We start from the raw sequence: 16,563 nt of genomic DNA, 5'->3' as shown, positions 1-16,563 counted from the left end.
AGTGGTGGTCGACCGGGTTGTCGACGTCGCGAGCGTATCAGTGTCGACTGTTAACAGTCAACATCCGGCGCGGCGCCCGCGTCTCGCGCCGGCTCAGCCGCGACGCGCGTCGAGTTCGCTCAGCATCCGATCCCGGGCGCCGTCGAGGTGCGCGGTCAGCACCGCCGCGGCCTCGTCCGGGTCCCCCGAGCGCATGACATCCATCAGCAGCACGTGATCGCCGGCCGAGTCGTGCAGGTCGGCGTCGTGGTTGATCGTGACGTCGAGCAGTGCTGTGAAGGTGGGCAGGTATTGATTCCACGCCCCTTCCAGCCGCGGATGATCCGCGAGCACGTAGATCTGCGAGTGGAAGTCGAGGTCCGCGGCGACGAACGCGGCGTGATCGCCGGCATCCGCCGCATCCGCCATCCGCTGCACCGCCGCGGCCATCGCACGCCAGCGCGCATCGTCCTCGACGCGCACCGCGCGGGAGAGCGCGAGCTGCTCGAGCGCGCCGCGCAGGCTGTACAGCTGGTCGACGTCGTCGTTCGTGAGGCCGACGACGAACACGCCGCGAGGACGCTGGATGCGCACCAGTTTCTCGAAGCTCAGTTGCGTCAGCGCGTCCCGCACCGGACCCCGGCTGACCGCGAACTCCTCGGCGAGCGCCTCCTCGGTGATCCGCTCGCCGGGCGCCAGATCCCCCGGACGATCCGCTGTCGAATGACATCCGCCACCTGAACGCCGAGCGCTTCGCCCCGCTGCACCGTCTGAGCCACATGCCCTCCCGTTTACTGTTGACAGAGTACATTCTGCGAGAAGGCGTAGGCTGTACGAGGTTCTGCGCCCTCCGAGGATCCAGGAAGCGAGGTGGTGCCCCATGTCCAGTGACAGTCACAGTCGCAGACGCGTTTCACCCATCCGCTTCCGCTCCGCACCGCAGATCAGCTCGCACTGACCGCTGCGGTGGGGCGGCCTCCTCTGCGAAGGCACATCCATGACCCCCACGCAGCTTCAGAACGTGGCAGACGCCGCCGACACGATCGGCCAGCTCCTCGCCCAGAACGACCTCGCCGGCGCATCCGCCGTGCTGACCCCGCTGTCCGTCCCTGAGATCGTCGAACTCGTCGACCGGCTCGGCATCGAGGATGCAGCGATCGTGTACCGCCTGCTGGCGAAGGGCAGGGCGCTCGAGGTGTTCGAGGCGCTCTCCCCGGCACGCAGGGCGACCTGGTTCAGGCGCTGCGCAACGCCGAGGTGACGACCCTGTTCGCCGAGATGGATCCGGATGACCGGGTGTGGCTGCTCGACGAGCTGCCGGCATCCGTCGCCCCGCGACTGCTCCGCGGCCTCACCAGGCAGGAGCGCGACCTCACCTCGGGCATGCTCGGCTACCCGCAGGACTCGATCGGGCGCCGGATGAGCCCGGAGTTCGTCACCACGCATCCGCAGCTCACCGTCGCCGCGACCATGGCGCGCGTCCGCGGCGCACTCGAGTCGGCCGAGACCATCTACACGCTGCCGGTCACCGACCACGGCCGGCGGGTGGTCGGCGTCGTCAGCCTGCGCGACCTGATGGGCGCGCCCGACGACACGCTGATCGGCGACCTCATGAACGACGCGCACATCGCGGTCGTCTCGGAGGACGCCGAGACCGCCGCCCGCCGCACCACCGACTATGGCCTGCTCGCGCTGCCGGTCGTGGACGGCGAGGATCGGCTGGTCGGCATCCTCACGATCGACGACGCCGCCCGCATCCTCAAGCAGGAGGAGAGCGAGGACGCCGCTCGGCAGGGCGGCGTGGAGCCGCTGCGCCGTTCGTACCTGTCGACGCCGATCCGCCGGCTGGTGCGCTCGCGCGTGGTGTGGCTGCTGGTGCTCGCCGTCGGCGCGACGCTCACCGTGCAGGTCCTCGACAGCTTCGAGGCGACGCTCGCGCAGATGACGGTGCTGGCACTGTTCGTACCGCTGCTGATCGGCACCGGCGGCAACACCGGCAACCAGGCGGCGACCACGGTCACCCGATCGCTCGCCCTCGGCGAGGTCGCACCGCGCGACGTGCTGAGGGTGCTCTCGCGCGAGGTGCGCACCGGGTTCTGCCTGGGCCTGCTGCTCGGGCTGCTCGGGTTCGCGATCGCCGGACTCGTCTACGAGTGGCACGTCGGCCTGGTGATCGGCCTCACCCTCGTGGCGGTCTGCACGGTCGCGGCATCCGTCGGCGGCATGATGCCGCTGGCCGCGCGCGCGATCCGGGTCGATCCCGCGGTGTTCTCGAACCCGTTCATCACGACGTTCGTCGACGCCACCGGGCTGGTGATCTACTTCCTCATCGCGAAGGCCGTGCTCGGCATCTGAGCCGTCAGTCGTCGTCGCCGGAACGTCGCGGGCTCCACAGCATGACTTCGGTGGAGCGGCGCAGGCGACGGCCCGAGGGGACCGTGATCACCTGCCCGCTGGTCGCCGCGGCGAACACCCGGACGCCGGGGCGGCTGCGCCGCTCGGCATCCAGCGTCTGCTCGAGTTCGCGCACGCGATGGCGCAGTGCGCGCACCTCATCCTCCAGGTCGAGCAGGCGCGCGATCGCCGGCAGGCTCATGCCGTCGGCGGAGAGCCGGGCGACCTCGCGGAGCTGCATGATGTCGCGGGGCGAATAGCGCCGCGAGCCACCGCGGGTGCGGCCGGGCACGACCAGGCCGATGCGATCGTACTGACGCAGGGTCTGGGGGTGCATGCCGGAGAGCTCGGCCGCGACCGCGATCGCGTAGACCGGAGCATCCTCCTCGATCTCAGCCATCCTCATGCCTCCTTCCCAGACCTCTGCGTTTCGTCTCTGCGTTTCGTCTCGCTTCGCTCGCTCAACGACCATCGCTCGCTCAACGACCATCGCTCGCGGGGCGACCGGCGGCTAGGCCCGCGCCTTCGCCATCATCTCGGCACGCGGGTTCTCCTTCGGCTCTGCGGCCTGGAACGCCTCCAGGGCCGCCCTCGCCGCCTCGTCGAGGTGCGAGGGAACCGCCACCTGCAGCTCGGCGAGCAGGTCGCCGGTGCCCTTCTTGGTGGTGATGCCCCGGCCCTTGACCCGCAGCACCCGCCCCGACGGCGTGCCGGGGGCTACCCGCAGCCTGACGGTCTCGCCGTCGAGCGTCGGCACCTCGATCGTCGCGCCGAGCGTGGCCTCGGTGAACGTCACCGGCACGGTCAGACGCAGGTTCAGCCCCTCGCGGGAGAACACCGGATGCGGACGCACCGTGATCTGCACCACGATGTCGCCGCTCTCGCCGGCGTCCGGCGAGGGACGACCGCGGCCGCGGAGCCGGATCTTCTGCCCGTCGGCGACGCCGGCGGGGATCTTCACCTTGAACGGCTTGCCGTCCTCGGACTGCAGCGAGATGGTCTCGCCCTTGGCCGCGGTGACGAAGTCGATCGTGGTGCGCGCGGTCACGTCGGCGCCGCGCTGCGGACCGCCGAAACCGCGGTATCCGCCGGACGGCTGCCCGAATCGGCCCGAGCCGAACGAGCCGCCGCCCTGGTTGAACATCGCGAAGATGTCGTCGAAGTCGGCCTGCTGGCTGCGGCCCTGCCCGAACCGGCTGAACACGTCCTCGAAGCCGCCCGCTCCGCCGGCACCGGGTGCGGTGAAGCGCGCACCCGAGCCCATGGCGCGGATCTCGTCGTACTCCTTGCGCTGATCGGCATCGCTGAGCACCGAGTACGCCTCGCTGATCTCCTTGAACGTCGCCTCGGCCTTGGCATCACCCGGGTTGGAATCCGGGTGGTACTTGCGCGCCAGCTTGCGGTACGTCTTCTTCAGATCCGCGTCCGAGACATCCTTCTTGACGCCGAGCGTCTTGTAGAAGTCCTTGTCGAACCAGTCCTGACTAGCCATCGATCACCCCGCTTACTCAGCAGGCACCGCGACGACGACCTTCGCCGGCCGCAGTTCGACTTCGCCCAGCCGGTAGCCGACCTCGACGACCTCGAGGATCGTCGAGGTGGTGGCGCCCGGAGTGGGCTGCTGGAAGATCGCCTCGTGCTGCTGGGGATCGAACTCCTCACCGGCTTCGCCGTACGGCGTGACGCCGAGGCGGTCGACCACGGAGCGGAGCTTCTCGGCGATCACCGCGAAGGCCGAGCCCTCGGTGAGATCGCCATGCTGCTCGGCGCGCGCCAGGTCGTCCAGCACGGGCAGCAGACCCTTGGCGGCCTCGCCCTTCGCGCGCTGGATCTCGATGTGGCGCTGCTCCTCGGTGCGGCGACGGTAGTTCGCGTACTCCGCCTGCAGGCGCTTGAGGTCGACGAGCAGCGCGTTCTCGGCATCCTCGAGGGCGTGGTCCTCGGCAGCCGCCTCGGCGGTCTGCTCGGCGTTCAGGATGTCGTCGATCGTCAGGTCTTCGGCGTCGGTCGCGTCGTTCTCCTGCGGCGCGGGGCCGGATGCCGCAGCATCCGACCCCTCGTCCTCAGGAACTTCATCGAAGTTCTTGTCGGTCATCATCACTTGCTCTCGTCGTCGTCCACGACCTCGGCGTCGATGACGTCCTCGTCGGAGGAGTCGTCACCGGCGGGCGCGTCACCCTCGGGCGCTGCGCCGGCCGTCGGCATCCGCCTGGCCCTGCGCGTAGATCGCCTCGCCGAGCTTGGACTGCGACTGGTTCAGCTTGTCGAACGCCGTCTTCACGGCGTCGTCGTCCTCGCCGGCCAGGGCCGTCTTCAGTGCGTCGACGTCGGCCTGAACCTCGGTCTTCACGTCTTCGGGCAGCTTGTCCTCGTTCTCCTTGATCAGCTTCTCGATCGAGTAGGACAGGGTCTCGGCCTGGTTGCGGGTCTCGGCGGACTCACGACGCTTCTTGTCCTCAGCGGCGTGCTCCTCGGCCTCGCGCACCATGCGCTCGATGTCGTCCTTCGACAGCGACGAGCCGCCCGAGATGACGATCGACTTCTCGGTGCCGGTGCCCTTGTCCTTGGCGGACACGTGCACGATGCCGTTGGCGTCGATGTCGAAGGTGACCTCGATCTGCGGGATGCCGCGCGGAGCCGGCGCGATGCCGGTCAGCTCGAAGGTGCCCAGCGGCTTGTTGTCGCGGGTGAACTCGCGCTCACCCTGGAAGACCTGGATCGCCACGGACGGCTGGTTGTCGTCTGCGGTGGTGAAGGTCTCGCTGCGCTTGGTCGGGATCGCGGTGTTGCGGTCGATGAGCTTGGTCATCATGCCGCCCTTGGTCTCGATGCCGAGGCTCAGCGGGGTGACGTCGATGAGCAGGACGTCCTTGCGCTCGCCCTTCAGCACGCCGGCCTGCAGCGCGGCGCCGACGGCGACGACCTCATCCGGGTTGACGCCCTTGTTGGCGTCCTTGCCGGTCTCGGCCTTCACCAGGTCGGCCACGGCCGGCATGCGGGTCGAACCGCCGACGAGCACGATGTGGTCGATGTCGGCGACCTTGATGTTCGCCTCGCGGATGACGTCCTCGAACGGCTTCTTGGTGCGGTCGAGCAGGTCCTTGGTGAGGTCCTCGAACTTGGCGCGCGTGACGGTCTCGCTCAGCGAGACGGGGCCACTGTCGGTCAGCGACAGGTACGGCAGGTTGACGCTGGTGCTGGTCGAGGAGGAGAGCTCCTTCTTGGCCTGCTCAGCGGCCTCCTTGAGTCGCTGCAGCGCGATCTTGTCGCCCGAGACGTCGACGCCGGTGGTCTCCTTGAACTGCTTGATCAGGTAGTCGACGAGACGCTGGTCCCAGTCGTCGCCGCCGAGGCGGTTGTCACCGGCGGTGGCGCGCACCTGGATGGTGGAGAAGTCGTCGTCCTTGCCCACCTCGAGCAGGGAGACATCGAAGGTTCCGCCACCGAGGTCGAAGACGAGGATGAGCTCGTCCTCCTTGCCCTTGTCGAGGCCGTAGGCCAGGGCGGCCGCGGTGGGCTCGTTGATGATGCGCAGCACGTTGAGGCCCGAGATCTCGCCGGCCTCCTTGGTGGCCTGACGCTCCGCGTCGTTGAAGTAGGCGGGGACGGTGATGACCGCGTCGGTCACGGTGTCGCCCAGGTACGACTCGGCGTCGCGCTTCAGCTTCTGCAGGATGCGGGCCGAGATCTCCTGCGGCGTCCACTTCTTGCCGTCGACGTCGAAGGACCAGTCGGTGCCCATGTGGCGCTTGACCGACGAGATCGTCCGGTCGACGTTGGTGACGGCCTGGCGCTTCGCGGTCTCACCGACGAGCACCTCCCCGTCCTTGGTGAATGCGACCACCGAGGGGGTGGTGCGGAAGCCCTCTGCGTTGGCGATGACCTTGGGCTCGCCACCCTCGAGGACGCTGACGACGGAGTTGGTGGTTCCGAGGTCGATACCGACAGCACGTGCCATGTGATTCTCCTTGTGGTTGTTGTCTGGAAGTCTGCTGCGGCCCAGAAACCTGAGTCGCGATGACTCAAGGATACGCCGAGGCACGGATGCTGTCAATTCAAAGTTGATAGAAGGGTGCTCAAGTTCACCGCCCGAATCGCCACGACGGAAGCCACAGCTGCACCCACGCCGACAGGGACTGCAGCCGCGGCTGCGGACGCATCCTCGGACGTGAGCGATCCGCCCGCATCGAAGTCGCTGACTTTCGCGGACGGCGACTCGCTGGAATCGGACACCGTGATCTCATGGGGAATCGGCCTGAATCGTGATCGCTGGAAACCGGATGATGCCCGGAGCAAGCCCGGACACTGGATGTTCGCCAGCACCGAGGGCAACTGCACGGCGCAGTTCGGCCTCACGGCGATCGACGAGTCGAGCGGGATGGATGAACGAGCAGCATCCGAGGCGATCCCGCCTCAGAGGCTGCCGGGCCCGGGAGAAGGCATAGGCGACTTCATGGCGGATGGGATCTTTCTGGCCGATGCGCCGACGTGGGTCACGGTCGAGCACCGCCAGTTCACCTTCACAGCCGACGGCACGGGCTTCTTCACCGCGGCGCGCGCGTTCACGGAGCCCGGCATCGCCGTCGACGTCGTGGTCGTCTGCGATGCAGCCGCGCTGACCAGCACGATCAAGGAAGTGCTGTCCAACTCGGCGGTGAACTTCGAGAGTCGGTGACCGGGCGCGCCTCAGGGGCTGGCTCGATTCGCGAGCATGCGGCGTCTCGCGGCGCTGGTGGGGTGCCAGTCGCGGTGGTCGTCCCACCAGGCGGGACCGCGGATCTCCGGGACCCCGTGTCTCATCCGGATCTGCCAGTGCGACAGGTGCAGGGTGCGGTGGTGATGCCAGCACAGTGCGACACCGTTGTCGGTGTGCGTGGCCCCGCCGGCGGCGTGCTCGTTCACGTGGTGGATCTCGCACCAGGTCGCCGGGATCGTGCACCCCGGCACGATGCACCCGCCGTCGCGGGCGATGATCGCCCTCCGCTGCAACGCGTTGAAGATCCGCGCGGACGTGCCCAGCCCCACGATGCGGCCACGCTCGTCGAACAGCACCCGCTGGATGCCACCCGCACACCCGGTCTGCGCCGCCACCCGCACCGGGACCGGCCCGTCATCGGCGCCGTCCACATGCGCGAACCCGGTACCTGCGGCATAGTCCGCGGCGGTGACGGTGACCAGCAGGGTGGGGGCGGCGCCGCCCAGGTCGGGCAGTTCCCCGCCGCGGGCGGCGACGGTCAGGATCGTCGCGAGCGCGTCGTGCAGCTTCTGCGCACGAGTGCGATCATCCCCATGATCGGCCCCACCGTTCGGGCTCTCCGGTTCGGGGGTGTCTTCGAAGCACACCCCAGCGCCGGCCCGCGGACTGAGCAGCGCATCATTCAGCCGCTGCCACTGTGCGTACACCTCGGGCAGCAGGGCGCCGGAGACCGGGTACACCCCGTCGCGGAGCCTGCCGAACCGGATCCGCGGTTGCGGGAGGCGACCTCGTCATCCGGCTCCGCCCCGTCCGGGTCCAGGGCTGCCACGACCGACCGGGAGAAGTCGGCCACCTCCCCCGGCGGAGGGACCGGGACGCGCCCGATCTCCGCACCGGTCTGCGGGTGCAGCACGGTGCCGGTCGCATAGGCGGCGACCAGCCGGTCCGCCGCCACCCGCTGCTCCTCGCTGATCCGGGCCCGGGAGTGCTCGATCGGATCCGCCCCGGCCAGCAACCCGCCCAGCCCGACATCCCCGGCCAGCAGCGCGGCCCGCAGCCGGTCGTACTTCGCGGGCAGGAACACCCCATCCGTGATCCCCCGATCCCGGGCCGCGTATCCGGCAGCACGCACCAGCCGTGCCGCATGGCCCTTGTCGATCCGGCACGCCATCGAGAGCAGGTCGAGCGGCTTCTGGCATCCGTGCCGGGTCGTCAGCCGCTCATCCCGCAGCCCCTCCGACCGGTCCCGCACCTGCACCGCCGCCTCCACCAGCACACCGTCCACACGCCGCTGGACCCGCCCGGCGACATCCAACAGCCGCATCAGGTCAGCATCGGGCAGATCCGGAAGCACCTCTCCTTCGAACGCGTCGGCGAGCACCCGGGACAGCTCTGCCTCCAGAGCCGCCAACCGGTCCACCACGTCGCTGTTCATACCTCCATTCAACCGACCACCACCGACATTCGAACACAGTTTCGCCTCATACCTTAAACCCCAGATTGAACCGACTTTTCCACTCGAGCCACGGACGCCGTTTCGTCTCGCTCCGCTCGCTCAACGACCACGGGTCAGAGACATCGGTGAGATTCAGTTCCCCCGAGCAGCCCGAGGAGGGCAGACTCGTCAAGAGCCATCGTGCTTTGTGTCCTCACGTTGAACTCTCTGCACGAGCGCCCGGCCGTCGTCTCACTGATCGGTGACATCAGCGGACAGGATGTCGCCGACCTCGGCTGCGGCGCAGGACACCTGGCCGCGATCCTCAGTGCCGCGGGCGCAGGAGTCACCGGAGTCGAGGGCAGCGAGGTGCTCGCCGGGATCGCCCGGGAAGCGGCGCCGGCCGCCACGATCGTGCACCACGATCTCGACACCCTCTCGACTTCCTGACGCACGACTCGCAGGACGGCGTGGTCTGCGCACTGGTGATCCATCACCTCAGCGATCGTCCGCGCTTCCTGGCCGAGGTCCGTCGCATCCTGAAGCCCGGCGGCTGGCTCGTGCTCTCGTCCACGCATCCGATGGCGGACTGGCGCTACTTCGGCGGCTCGTACTTCGATGAGCGCTGGGTGACCCGCACGTTCGGCGAGGCGACGATGGAGTACCAGCTCATGACGATGAGCACGCTGGTCAACGAGGTCGCGGACGCCGGGTTCGTGCTCGAGCGGCTGGTCGAACCTCAACCGGTCGAGGCGCTGCGGGCTGTCGATGCCGAGAGCTACGAGCGATGGACCGCCGCACCGATCTTCGTCGCGCTCCGCGCTCGCGCCGGGGGCTGAGTCCCGGCGACCGCGCCGTCACCCAGAACAGGAGACCCGCCGCCGGGCTGGCAGAAGCTGGCACTCTGACGCGCAGCCGCGCTGCCCTCACTTGCCGGGCAGCTGCGGGGGCCCCACCATCAGCAGCACGGCGAAGATCGCCACCACCAGCACGAGGATCAGCAGCGCGAGCACCCACGGGCGATGCAGGAACCAGCGCATGGTGCGGTCGTACCAGGTGCGGTCGCGCGGGTCCTCGGTCTCGTCCATCCGCCACTGGCCGGCCAGCCGTCCGGTGCGGTGCAGCCAGATCTCGGCGGGGATGGTGGCGTAGGGCACGATCGCGCTGGCGATCGCCGTGATCGCGACGCCGACGTGCCAGCGCTGGTGGAACGCCAGCAGCACGGCGGTCGCCCCGTAGGAGAGGAACACGAATCCATGGATGCCGCCCGCTGCGGTCACGAGCACCGGCGGTGCGCCCACGGCTCGCGCGATGAGCGCGCCGATCAGCAGGGTCCAGGTGATCGCCTCGGCGATCGCGAGCACGCGGAACAGGCGCGCGGGAGTGGTGAACACGGATCTCCTCGAGGTCGGGATACTCCAGCCTACGAACTGCGACTGTGCGCCGCCCCGCGCCGGCATCCATCCTTCGATCGATTCGGCCGCACGTGCGTGACCGGCATCCGGTAGCACACGGGTAACCGGCATCCGGTAGCGTGACGCCATGACCGCCGACGTTCCGCCGCCCACCGCCAGCACCGGGGCCCTCGCGGCGTTCGGCGCGACGTCCACTGCGAGGGGTGACGAGACGCCGGTCCCGCGCAAGCGGGTGCTCTCGTGGGCGATGTGGGACTGGGCGATGCAGCCGTTCAACACCGTCATCCTGACGTTCGTCTGGATCGCGCTGTACCTGACGAGCCGGATGTTCCTCGAGCCGGACGTGCGCGAGTCCGGCCTGCTCGCAGACGGCTCGTACATGAGCTGCAACGACTCCGCCTACATCGGCTCCGCGTACTGCCAGGGACTCACGGATCTCTCCGAGTGGTGGGGCTGGGCGAACTTCGCCGCCGGCATCCTGATCCTGCTGCTCGCCCCGGTGCTCGGTCAGCAGGCCGACGCCCGCGGCAGCAAGAAGAAGTGGGTGATCGGCGCGACGATCGCGATCGCGCTGGTGCAGTTCTCGCTGTTCTTCGTCGAGGCCGACCCGAAGTTCTTCTGGTTCGGCGCTCTCGCCGTCGCGATCGCCGCGATCGTCAGCGAGATCGGGAACGTCAGCTATTACGCCATGCTGTCCGAGGTGTCGACACCGAAGAACGTCGGGCGCATCTCGGGTCTCGGCTGGGGCCTGGGGTATGTCGGCGGCGTCGTGGCGCTGATCGTCTGCATCCCGGTGCTCTTCCTGATCGGCCAGGACGACCCGCTCTCGTTCAAGCTCGTCGCCGTGATCTGCGCGGTGTGGACGCTGGTCTTCTCGATCCCGATGTTCCGGAACGTGCCGGAGTCCCCGGCATACGACACCTCGCCGAAGGTGGGCTTCTTCCGCTCCTACGTCGTGCTGGGGCACAACATCGCGAACCTGTTCCGCACCAATCGGCCGACGTTCTGGTTCATGCTCGCCGCCGCGGTCTACCGCGACGGACTGGCCGGAGTCTTCGCCTTCGGCGCGGTGCTGGCGGCGCAGGGCTTCGGCTTCTCGTTCCTCGAGGTGATCGTGTTCGGTCTCGCCGCGAACCTCGTCGCCGGCGTCTCGACACTCCTCGCCGGCCGTCTGGACGACGCGATCGGCCCGTCGGCGCCTGATCGTGATCACGCTCACCGGGCTCGTCGCGATGGCGTTCGTGGTGTTCGCGCTGCGCGACCTGGGCGCGATCGTGTTCTGGGTCTGCGGTCTGCTGCTGTGCGCGTTCGTCGGGCCGGCGCAGGCCGCCAGCCGCAGCCTGCTCACGCGGCTCACCCCGCCCGACCAGCAGGGCGAGATCTTCGGTCTGTACGCCACGACCGGCCGTGTGGCCTCGTTCCTGTCGCCCCTGGCGTGGTCGCTGTTCCTCGCCGGGTTCGGGGCGATCATCTACGGCGTCCTCGGCATCGGCCTGATCCTGCTGATCGGGCTGGTGCTGCTGCTGTTCGTGCGCTTCCCCAAGGACGTCCGGGTCTGATGCGCCCGTGCGGCCCGAACCGGTTCTTGTCAGGACGGTTTCGTATACTCATGACAACCCCCGAGAGATGAACGACTGGTAAACGACTCCATGCGACAGTGGCTCAGGAGGAGTCGACTGCTGCGCGCGGTCCGATTCCTGCCGTACAGCATCCCCCACGGATTCTGGCGACTCGTCGCACCGGTCAAGGCGAACCGCGTCCTGTTCCTCTCGGACTCGCACCGCGACTTCGCCGGCAACATGGCGTACCTGCGCGACGCGCTGCTGACAGTCGACTCGGGCGCCGAGATCATCGGTGTCTTCAAGCCCCGTCTGGCTTCCCGCCGCTCGCTGCGCGACGTGCTGCGCCTGCCGTACCTGATCGCCACCAGCCCGGTGATCGTGCTGGACGACTTCTACCCGCTGATCTACCGCTTCCGCATCCGGCGCGGTTCGCGACTCGTTCAGCTCTGGCATGCGGCCGGGGCGTTCAAGCGCGTCGGACACAGTCGTGCCGGCCTGCCCGGGGGGCCGACGCCGGGCAGCGAGATCCACCGCAACTACACCGACGCGATCGTCAGCTCGGAGGAGATCCGTCCCGACTACGCGGAGGCATTCGGCATCGCGCTCGATCGGGTGCACGCGTGGGGGATGCCGCGCACCGACGTGTTCTTCGATGCGGAGACCGTCGCGGCGACCCGCGCCAGGGTGCGGCGCGAGCTGGGGGTCGGCGAGGCCGAGCGGTTCGTCGTGTACGCGCCGACGTTCCGCGGCAACGGGCAGCGCAGCGCCGAGCAGGCGCCCGCCGCCGATTGGCCCGGAATCGCCGCGGCCCTGGGTGACGGCTGGCGCATCGGCGTGCGGCAGCATCCGTTCGTCGCGGCGGAGGGCGTGCCGGACGGCACGATCGACGCATCCGTCGTCGGCGACATGAACGACCTGCTGATGGCGACCGACGTGCTGATCACCGACTACTCCTCGGCGATCTTCGAGTTCGCGCTGCTGGAGCGGCCGATCCTGTTCTTCGTGCCCGACCTGCAGGAGTACACCGCCGCGCGGTCGTTCTACCGGCCGTTCGACCACTACTCGGTCGGGCCCGTGGTGTCGTCCGATGACGAGCTGGCCGACGCGATCCGCGGGGCCGCGGTCGACCCGGCGCGGCTCGTGTCGTTCCGCGAGGAGTTCTGCAGCGCACTGGACGGGCGGTCCAGCGAGCGCATCGCGCGGGAGCTGCTGGGCGTCGCCGTGGTCGCTTCGGATGGCCCGAAGGAGCCCGTCTCATGACGACGATGATGCAGCGACTGCGACTCGACATCGTCGCCGCTTACGCGGCGCGGCTCGCGCTGACACTCGTGAGCCTTGCGATGCGGGTGCTGCCGCGTCGTGACAAGGTGACGCTGCTGACCCGGCAGAGCGATCGGCCGCCGTCGGACTTCGCACTGCTGAAGCAGGCGATCCTGCGCGCCGATCCCGGCGTCGAGGTGCAGATGATCGCAAAGATGGTGCCGCCCGGGGTGATCCGCAAGTTCGGATACGCCGCACACCTGCTGGTGGAGATGTATCACGTGTCCACGTCGCGGGTGCTGGTCGTCGACGGCTACTCGATCATCGCGTCGGCGACGCCCCGCTCCGACGGGCTGACGGTCGTGCAGCTGTGGCATGCGCTGGGTGCACTGAAGAAGTTCGGCGTCAGTATCCTGGGTCGCCGCGGCGGGCGCGACCCGAAGCTGGCCAAGGCGATGCGCATGCACGACGGCTACGACATCGTGATCGCCAGCGCCGAGCGCTGCCGCGCGCCGTTCGCCGACGCGTTCGGCGTCGACGTGTCGAAGGTGGTCGTCGCGCCGCTGCCGCGGGTGGACCGGCTGCGGGATCCGGCTGTCGCGGCGAAGGTGCGCAAGCGCTTCGAATACCTGTACCCCGATCTGGTGGGCAGGAAGGTCGCGCTGTACGCGCCGACGTTCCGCACCGAGGGCCTCGACCCCACCGTCGATCCGCTCGACCTGACGCGTGCGATGGCGGATGCCGGATACGCGACGATCACCAAGCTGCATCCGCTGGTCCCGGCGCCCACGGGCGCCGGGCTGCGCACCGCACCCGGCCTGTCGACGCAGGAGATGCTGCTGGTCGCAGACGTGTTCATCACCGACTACTCCTCGGCCGTGTTCGAGGCCGCCGTCGCCGGTGTGCCGTCATACCTCATCGCCCCCGACCGCGACGAGTACACCCAGCGCCGCGACTTCTACATCTCGTTCCCGGATGACCTGGGGCTGCCGCTCGCGGAGACTCTGGACCAGCTGGTGCAGCAGGTCGAGGAAGGGGCGGCGGATGCCGGGACGATGGAGCGGCTGCTGCACGAGTTCGTCGCCGTCGACGACAGTGGCGGGGTGACGGCGGCGGCGGATCGGCTGGCGCAGGTCTGCCTGCCTCACCATGCTTCCCACTCAGATCACCCTCGAGAATGACCGAAATGCCATCAACAACGCCTCTGATCAGTCTCATTGTTGCCGTCTACGGTGTCGAGGAGTACCTATCGGACTTCTTGTCCAGCCTCGATGGTCAGGACCTCTCCGACGTCGAGATTGTGTTCATCGACGACGGATCACCCGACGCGTCGCACGCCCTCATCACGAGATGGCTGGAGTCGAAGGCCGGCACTATGCGTTCCGGTCACCTCGTTCGCCAGGAGAATGGCGGAGCCAGTAGCGCCCGCAATGCGGGACTCGCGATTGCTACAGGAGAATGGCTGTCGTTTCCAGATCCGGATGACATCCTGGCATCTGATTACCTCAGCCAGGTGCGCAGCGCATTGCAGGGCGCCGATGACTCGCTCAGTCTCGTGGCGACTCCGCTGATCATGTTCAATGAGTCCGACGGGACGTATCGCAACAGCCATCCCCTGCGCGGAATGTTCAATGGAGGACCTCGACGCCTTCATTTACTGGACAGCCCTGCGGCGCTCAAGATATCCGGCGCGACAAGCTTCCTCCGACACGCCGTCCTGCGCGCTCAGGATCTGAACTTCGACACCGAGCTTCGGCCGAACTTTGAAGATGCTGATCTGGTCACACGCTATCTTGCCGTGTTTGATGATCCCGTCGTACAGACGTTGCCTTCGGCCTATTACTACTACCGCACGCGTTCGGATGCGAGTTCGCTGGTGAGCTCGAGCTGGTCGAAGCCCGAGAAGTACCTCACAGTTCCGACTCGCGGATGGTTGCGGCTCGCTGAGGACATCGCCGCGAAACGCGGCAGTCTGCCACGATTCGTGCAAAATGTCCTCCTGTATGACATGTCGTGGTATTTCAGCGCGGATGCCCGAATCCACACACCTACGAAAGGCCTGACAGACGAGGTTTGTGGCGCGTTCCTCGACTCCGTCAAGCGGGTACTCGTCTACATCGACGATGAAGCGATCTCCGAATACGTGATCTCGTATCTTTCCACCGAAGTTCGCGTCGGCCTCCTCGCACTCCGAGGGGCGGATCTTTCGCAGTTTCCCGTTACTCTTTGGCGCATCGACGAGACCCGGGGGCTCGCGCAGGTCAAGTACTACACCACCCGGTCTGATTCTGCTGATGAGCAGTTCGTATCTCAGGGCACGCCAGTTGAGCCAGTCTGGAGCAAGTACCGCGGCATCAGGTACTTCCGGAGCAACCTCGTTCATGAGCGGATCGTCTGGATTCCCTTCCACGAGGGAATGACCGTGTCCGTAGACGGCGTGGCACGACGCTTTCAGCTGGCGACAGACGCAGCCGCCTCATGGACGCTTTCGCCTGCATTGGCCCGCCGTGTCGGCTTCCGAGGCAGCTACTCGCAGCGTGCGCTGCAACTCAATAGTCAGAGCAGCCGACGCGCACGACTCGTCGCAAGTTTCAGGCGTCGACAGACACAGGCTCGCCGCATTCTGCAGGGCAACAGTCCTCGCTTCTTTCGTGTCTGGGATCGGCTCACACGTCTCATCGCCACCCGCACGAATCGCTACGCAGATGCCTGGGTGTTCATGGATCGAGACACCCAAGCTCAGGACAATGCCGAGCATCTGTACCGGTGGGTCTCGGAGCACAAGCCTGAGATCAACTCCTGGTTCGTGATTTCGAAGAAGTCGTCGGATTGGTCTCGACTCAGAAAGGAAGGGTTCCGCGTCGTTGCTTTCGGCTCATGGCAGCACACGCTTCTCCTCCTTCGCGCGAAGCATCTCGCTTCCTCGCACATCGACAAATACGTTGTCCAGCCTCTGCATCCGAAGCGGTTCCCCGGGCGGAGCTGGAACTACACCTTCTTGCAGCACGGAGTCACCAAGGACGACATCTCCCGTTGGCTGAATCCGAAGCCGATCCGGCGAATCATCTCCGTCGGCCCCGACGAGCAGGAGGCATTCGTCGGGAATGGTTCCCCTTATGTATTCACCGAGCGAGAGTCCGCCCTCACGGGGTTTCCCCGGCACGATGCACTCCTGCGGCTCGCCAGCATGGCACCTGCGGAGCGGCCCTACATCCTCGTCATCCCAACGTGGCGCGAGTACTTGCTGGGTCCTGCAACTGGCAAGGGAAACTCGCGGGAACTCGCTCCCGGCTTCGAAGAATCCGAGTACGTCCGCGCCTGGACCACGCTGCTTCAGTCGGAGGCGCTGCGCCTCGCCGCAGCTGAGGCCGGGAAGCAGATCATCTTCGTTTCCCATCCGAACCTGGAACCGCACATCGGCCGACTGCAACTGCCCGACCACGTCACGGTGAAGACATATGCAACCACCAACATTCAGAGCCTGATCGCCAACGGCTCCCTGCTGGTCACGGACTACTCGTCGATCGCGTTCGATAGCGCCTTCATCGGCACGCCCGCCGTCTACTTCCAATTCGACCGGGAAGCGTTTTTCGCTGATCATCCCCACCGCCCCGGGTACTTCTCGTACGGCACCGACGGCTTCGGACCGGTGACAACGGACGTGTCAGCGACAGTCGACTCCGTCGCGGCGGCGATCACCCAGCGCGGATCGGAATGGGAGGAGTACCGGGCACGCGCCAAGCGCTTCTTCGCGTTCCGCGATCAGGGCGCCTGCGAGCGCGTGTTCACGTCCATGATGTCAATCGACGCGACGTGAACCTC

16 protein-coding genes and 1 pseudogene are annotated in these 16,563 nt (G+C 67.5%); 9 read left to right on the top strand and 8 right to left on the bottom strand.

All coding sequences use genetic code 11. The features are described 5' to 3' along the window. Positions 1 to 93: 93 nt before the first annotated feature. The gene (locus tag L2X99_RS15250) at positions 94 to 861 is read right to left on the bottom strand and encodes a GntR family transcriptional regulator (protein ID WP_236126013.1); all 768 of its coding nucleotides are present in this window, start codon (positions 859 to 861) and stop codon (positions 94 to 96) included. Between the two features lie 115 nt (positions 862 to 976). Here L2X99_RS15250 and L2X99_RS15245 point away from each other — a divergent pair, with 115 nt between their 5' ends. Together L2X99_RS15245 and mgtE are read left to right on the top strand one after the other, a co-directional pair. After that, positions 977 to 1,240, top strand: a complete 264-nt coding sequence (locus L2X99_RS15245) for a hypothetical protein (RefSeq protein WP_236126014.1) — start codon at positions 977 to 979, stop codon at positions 1,238 to 1,240. Next, the gene (gene mgtE / locus L2X99_RS15240; protein WP_236126015.1) at positions 1,237 to 2,334 is read left to right on the top strand and encodes a magnesium transporter; all 1,098 of its coding nucleotides are present in this window, start codon (positions 1,237 to 1,239) and stop codon (positions 2,332 to 2,334) included. The genes L2X99_RS15245 and mgtE overlap by 4 nt, the downstream gene beginning before the upstream one ends. 4 nt (positions 2,335 to 2,338) lie before the next feature. On the opposite strand, the gene L2X99_RS15235 is transcribed toward mgtE, so the two are convergent. The 4 genes and pseudogenes from L2X99_RS15235 to dnaK form a co-directional block, all read right to left on the bottom strand. Next, positions 2,339 to 2,779 (bottom strand): heat shock protein transcriptional repressor HspR, encoded by a 441-nt coding sequence (locus L2X99_RS15235; RefSeq protein WP_236126016.1) that lies wholly within the window; start codon positions 2,777 to 2,779, stop codon positions 2,339 to 2,341. 105 nt (positions 2,780 to 2,884) lie between these two features. After that, positions 2,885 to 3,865, bottom strand: a complete 981-nt coding sequence (locus L2X99_RS15230) for a DnaJ C-terminal domain-containing protein (protein ID WP_236135350.1) — start codon at positions 3,863 to 3,865, stop codon at positions 2,885 to 2,887. A gap of 12 nt (positions 3,866 to 3,877) precedes the next feature. Next, entirely contained in the window at positions 3,878 to 4,468 is a 591-nt protein-coding gene (locus L2X99_RS15225) for a nucleotide exchange factor GrpE (RefSeq protein WP_236126017.1), read from the bottom strand. Positions 4,469 to 4,470: 2 nt separating this feature from the next. Then, a pseudogene (dnaK, locus tag L2X99_RS15220) lies at positions 4,471 to 6,331 on the bottom strand (molecular chaperone DnaK). Positions 6,332 to 6,541: 210 nt separating this feature from the next. Between dnaK and L2X99_RS15215 the strand changes: the two are divergent. Beyond that, the gene (locus L2X99_RS15215; RefSeq protein WP_236126019.1) at positions 6,542 to 7,048 is read left to right on the top strand and encodes a hypothetical protein; all 507 of its coding nucleotides are present in this window, start codon (positions 6,542 to 6,544) and stop codon (positions 7,046 to 7,048) included. An 11-nt stretch (positions 7,049 to 7,059) separates the two neighbouring features. On the opposite strand, the gene L2X99_RS15210 is transcribed toward L2X99_RS15215, so the two are convergent. Further along, the gene (locus L2X99_RS15210) at positions 7,060 to 7,809 is read right to left on the bottom strand and encodes an HNH endonuclease signature motif containing protein (protein ID WP_236135348.1); all 750 of its coding nucleotides are present in this window, start codon (positions 7,807 to 7,809) and stop codon (positions 7,060 to 7,062) included. Then, positions 7,752 to 8,504, bottom strand: a complete 753-nt coding sequence (locus L2X99_RS15205) for a hypothetical protein (protein WP_236135347.1) — start codon at positions 8,502 to 8,504, stop codon at positions 7,752 to 7,754. Before L2X99_RS15205 ends, L2X99_RS15210 begins: the two co-directional genes overlap by 58 nt. A 219-nt stretch (positions 8,505 to 8,723) precedes the next feature. Between L2X99_RS15205 and L2X99_RS18005 the strand changes: the two genes are divergently transcribed. Next, a complete protein-coding gene (locus tag L2X99_RS18005) occupies positions 8,724 to 8,954 on the top strand; it encodes a class I SAM-dependent methyltransferase (RefSeq protein WP_268928526.1) in 231 nt (76 codons plus the stop codon). Next, positions 8,951 to 9,343, top strand: a complete 393-nt coding sequence (locus L2X99_RS18000; protein WP_268928580.1) for a methyltransferase domain-containing protein — start codon at positions 8,951 to 8,953, stop codon at positions 9,341 to 9,343. The genes L2X99_RS18005 and L2X99_RS18000 overlap by 4 nt, the downstream gene beginning before the upstream one ends. An 87-nt stretch (positions 9,344 to 9,430) precedes the next feature. On the opposite strand, the gene L2X99_RS15195 is transcribed toward L2X99_RS18000, so the two are convergent. After that, entirely contained in the window at positions 9,431 to 9,898 is a 468-nt protein-coding gene (locus tag L2X99_RS15195; RefSeq protein ID WP_236126021.1) for a DUF3817 domain-containing protein, read from the bottom strand. A 148-nt stretch (positions 9,899 to 10,046) separates the two neighbouring features. On the opposite strand from L2X99_RS15195, the gene L2X99_RS18425 reads away from it, so the two are divergent. The 4 genes from L2X99_RS18425 to L2X99_RS15175 are packed head-to-tail and all read left to right on the top strand — an operon-like array spanning position 10,047 to position 16,558. Next, on the top strand, positions 10,047 to 11,549 hold the full coding sequence (locus tag L2X99_RS18425; RefSeq protein WP_442923457.1) for an MFS transporter: 1,503 nt from the start codon (positions 10,047 to 10,049) through the stop codon (positions 11,547 to 11,549). A gap of 19 nt (positions 11,550 to 11,568) precedes the next feature. Further along, positions 11,569 to 12,741, top strand: coding sequence for a CDP-glycerol glycerophosphotransferase family protein (locus L2X99_RS15185; protein ID WP_236135346.1), 1,173 nt, complete (start codon positions 11,569 to 11,571; stop codon positions 12,739 to 12,741). Beyond that, positions 12,738 to 13,922 carry a CDP-glycerol glycerophosphotransferase family protein gene (locus tag L2X99_RS15180; RefSeq protein ID WP_236135345.1) on the top strand — a complete coding sequence of 395 codons (1,185 nt, stop codon included), beginning with the start codon at positions 12,738 to 12,740 and terminating at the stop codon, positions 13,920 to 13,922. Before L2X99_RS15185 ends, L2X99_RS15180 begins: the two co-directional genes overlap by 4 nt. Positions 13,923 to 13,927: 5 nt before the next feature. Further along, positions 13,928 to 16,558, top strand: coding sequence for a bifunctional glycosyltransferase/CDP-glycerol:glycerophosphate glycerophosphotransferase (locus L2X99_RS15175; protein ID WP_236135344.1), 2,631 nt, complete (start codon positions 13,928 to 13,930; stop codon positions 16,556 to 16,558). Positions 16,559 to 16,563: the final 5 nt, after the last annotated feature.

Source organism: Microbacterium sp. KUDC0406 (assembly GCF_021582875.1).
Taxonomy (GTDB): Bacteria; Actinomycetota; Actinomycetes; order Actinomycetales; family Microbacteriaceae; genus Microbacterium.
The sequence above is the reverse complement of the archived record's forward strand: the minus strand, read 5'-3'. Positions and strand labels throughout refer to the sequence as shown.

Bases quoted from the DNA above. Each gene is read 5' to 3' on its own strand.
- L2X99_RS15250 (WP_236126013.1), bottom strand. From the start codon at position 861: ATGGGGCACCACCTCGCTTCCTGGATCCTCGGAGGGCGCAGAACCTCG.
- L2X99_RS15245 (WP_236126014.1), top strand. From the start codon at position 977: ATGACCCCCACGCAGCTTCAGAACGTGGCAGACGCCGCCGACACGATC.
- L2X99_RS15235 (WP_236126016.1), bottom strand. From the start codon at position 2,779: ATGAGGATGGCTGAGATCGAGGAGGATGCTCCGGTCTACGCGATCGCG.
- L2X99_RS15230 (WP_236135350.1), bottom strand. From the start codon at position 3,865: ATGGCTAGTCAGGACTGGTTCGACAAGGACTTCTACAAGACGCTCGGC.
- L2X99_RS15225 (WP_236126017.1), bottom strand. From the start codon at position 4,468: ATGACCGACAAGAACTTCGATGAAGTTCCTGAGGACGAGGGGTCGGAT.
- L2X99_RS15205 (WP_236135347.1), bottom strand. From the start codon at position 8,504: ATGAACAGCGACGTGGTGGACCGGTTGGCGGCTCTGGAGGCAGAGCTG.
- L2X99_RS18425 (WP_442923457.1), top strand. From the start codon at position 10,047: ATGACCGCCGACGTTCCGCCGCCCACCGCCAGCACCGGGGCCCTCGCG.
- L2X99_RS15185 (WP_236135346.1), top strand. From the start codon at position 11,569: ATGCGACAGTGGCTCAGGAGGAGTCGACTGCTGCGCGCGGTCCGATTC.
- L2X99_RS15180 (WP_236135345.1), top strand. From the start codon at position 12,738: ATGACGACGATGATGCAGCGACTGCGACTCGACATCGTCGCCGCTTAC.
- L2X99_RS15175 (WP_236135344.1), top strand. From the start codon at position 13,928: ATGCCATCAACAACGCCTCTGATCAGTCTCATTGTTGCCGTCTACGGT.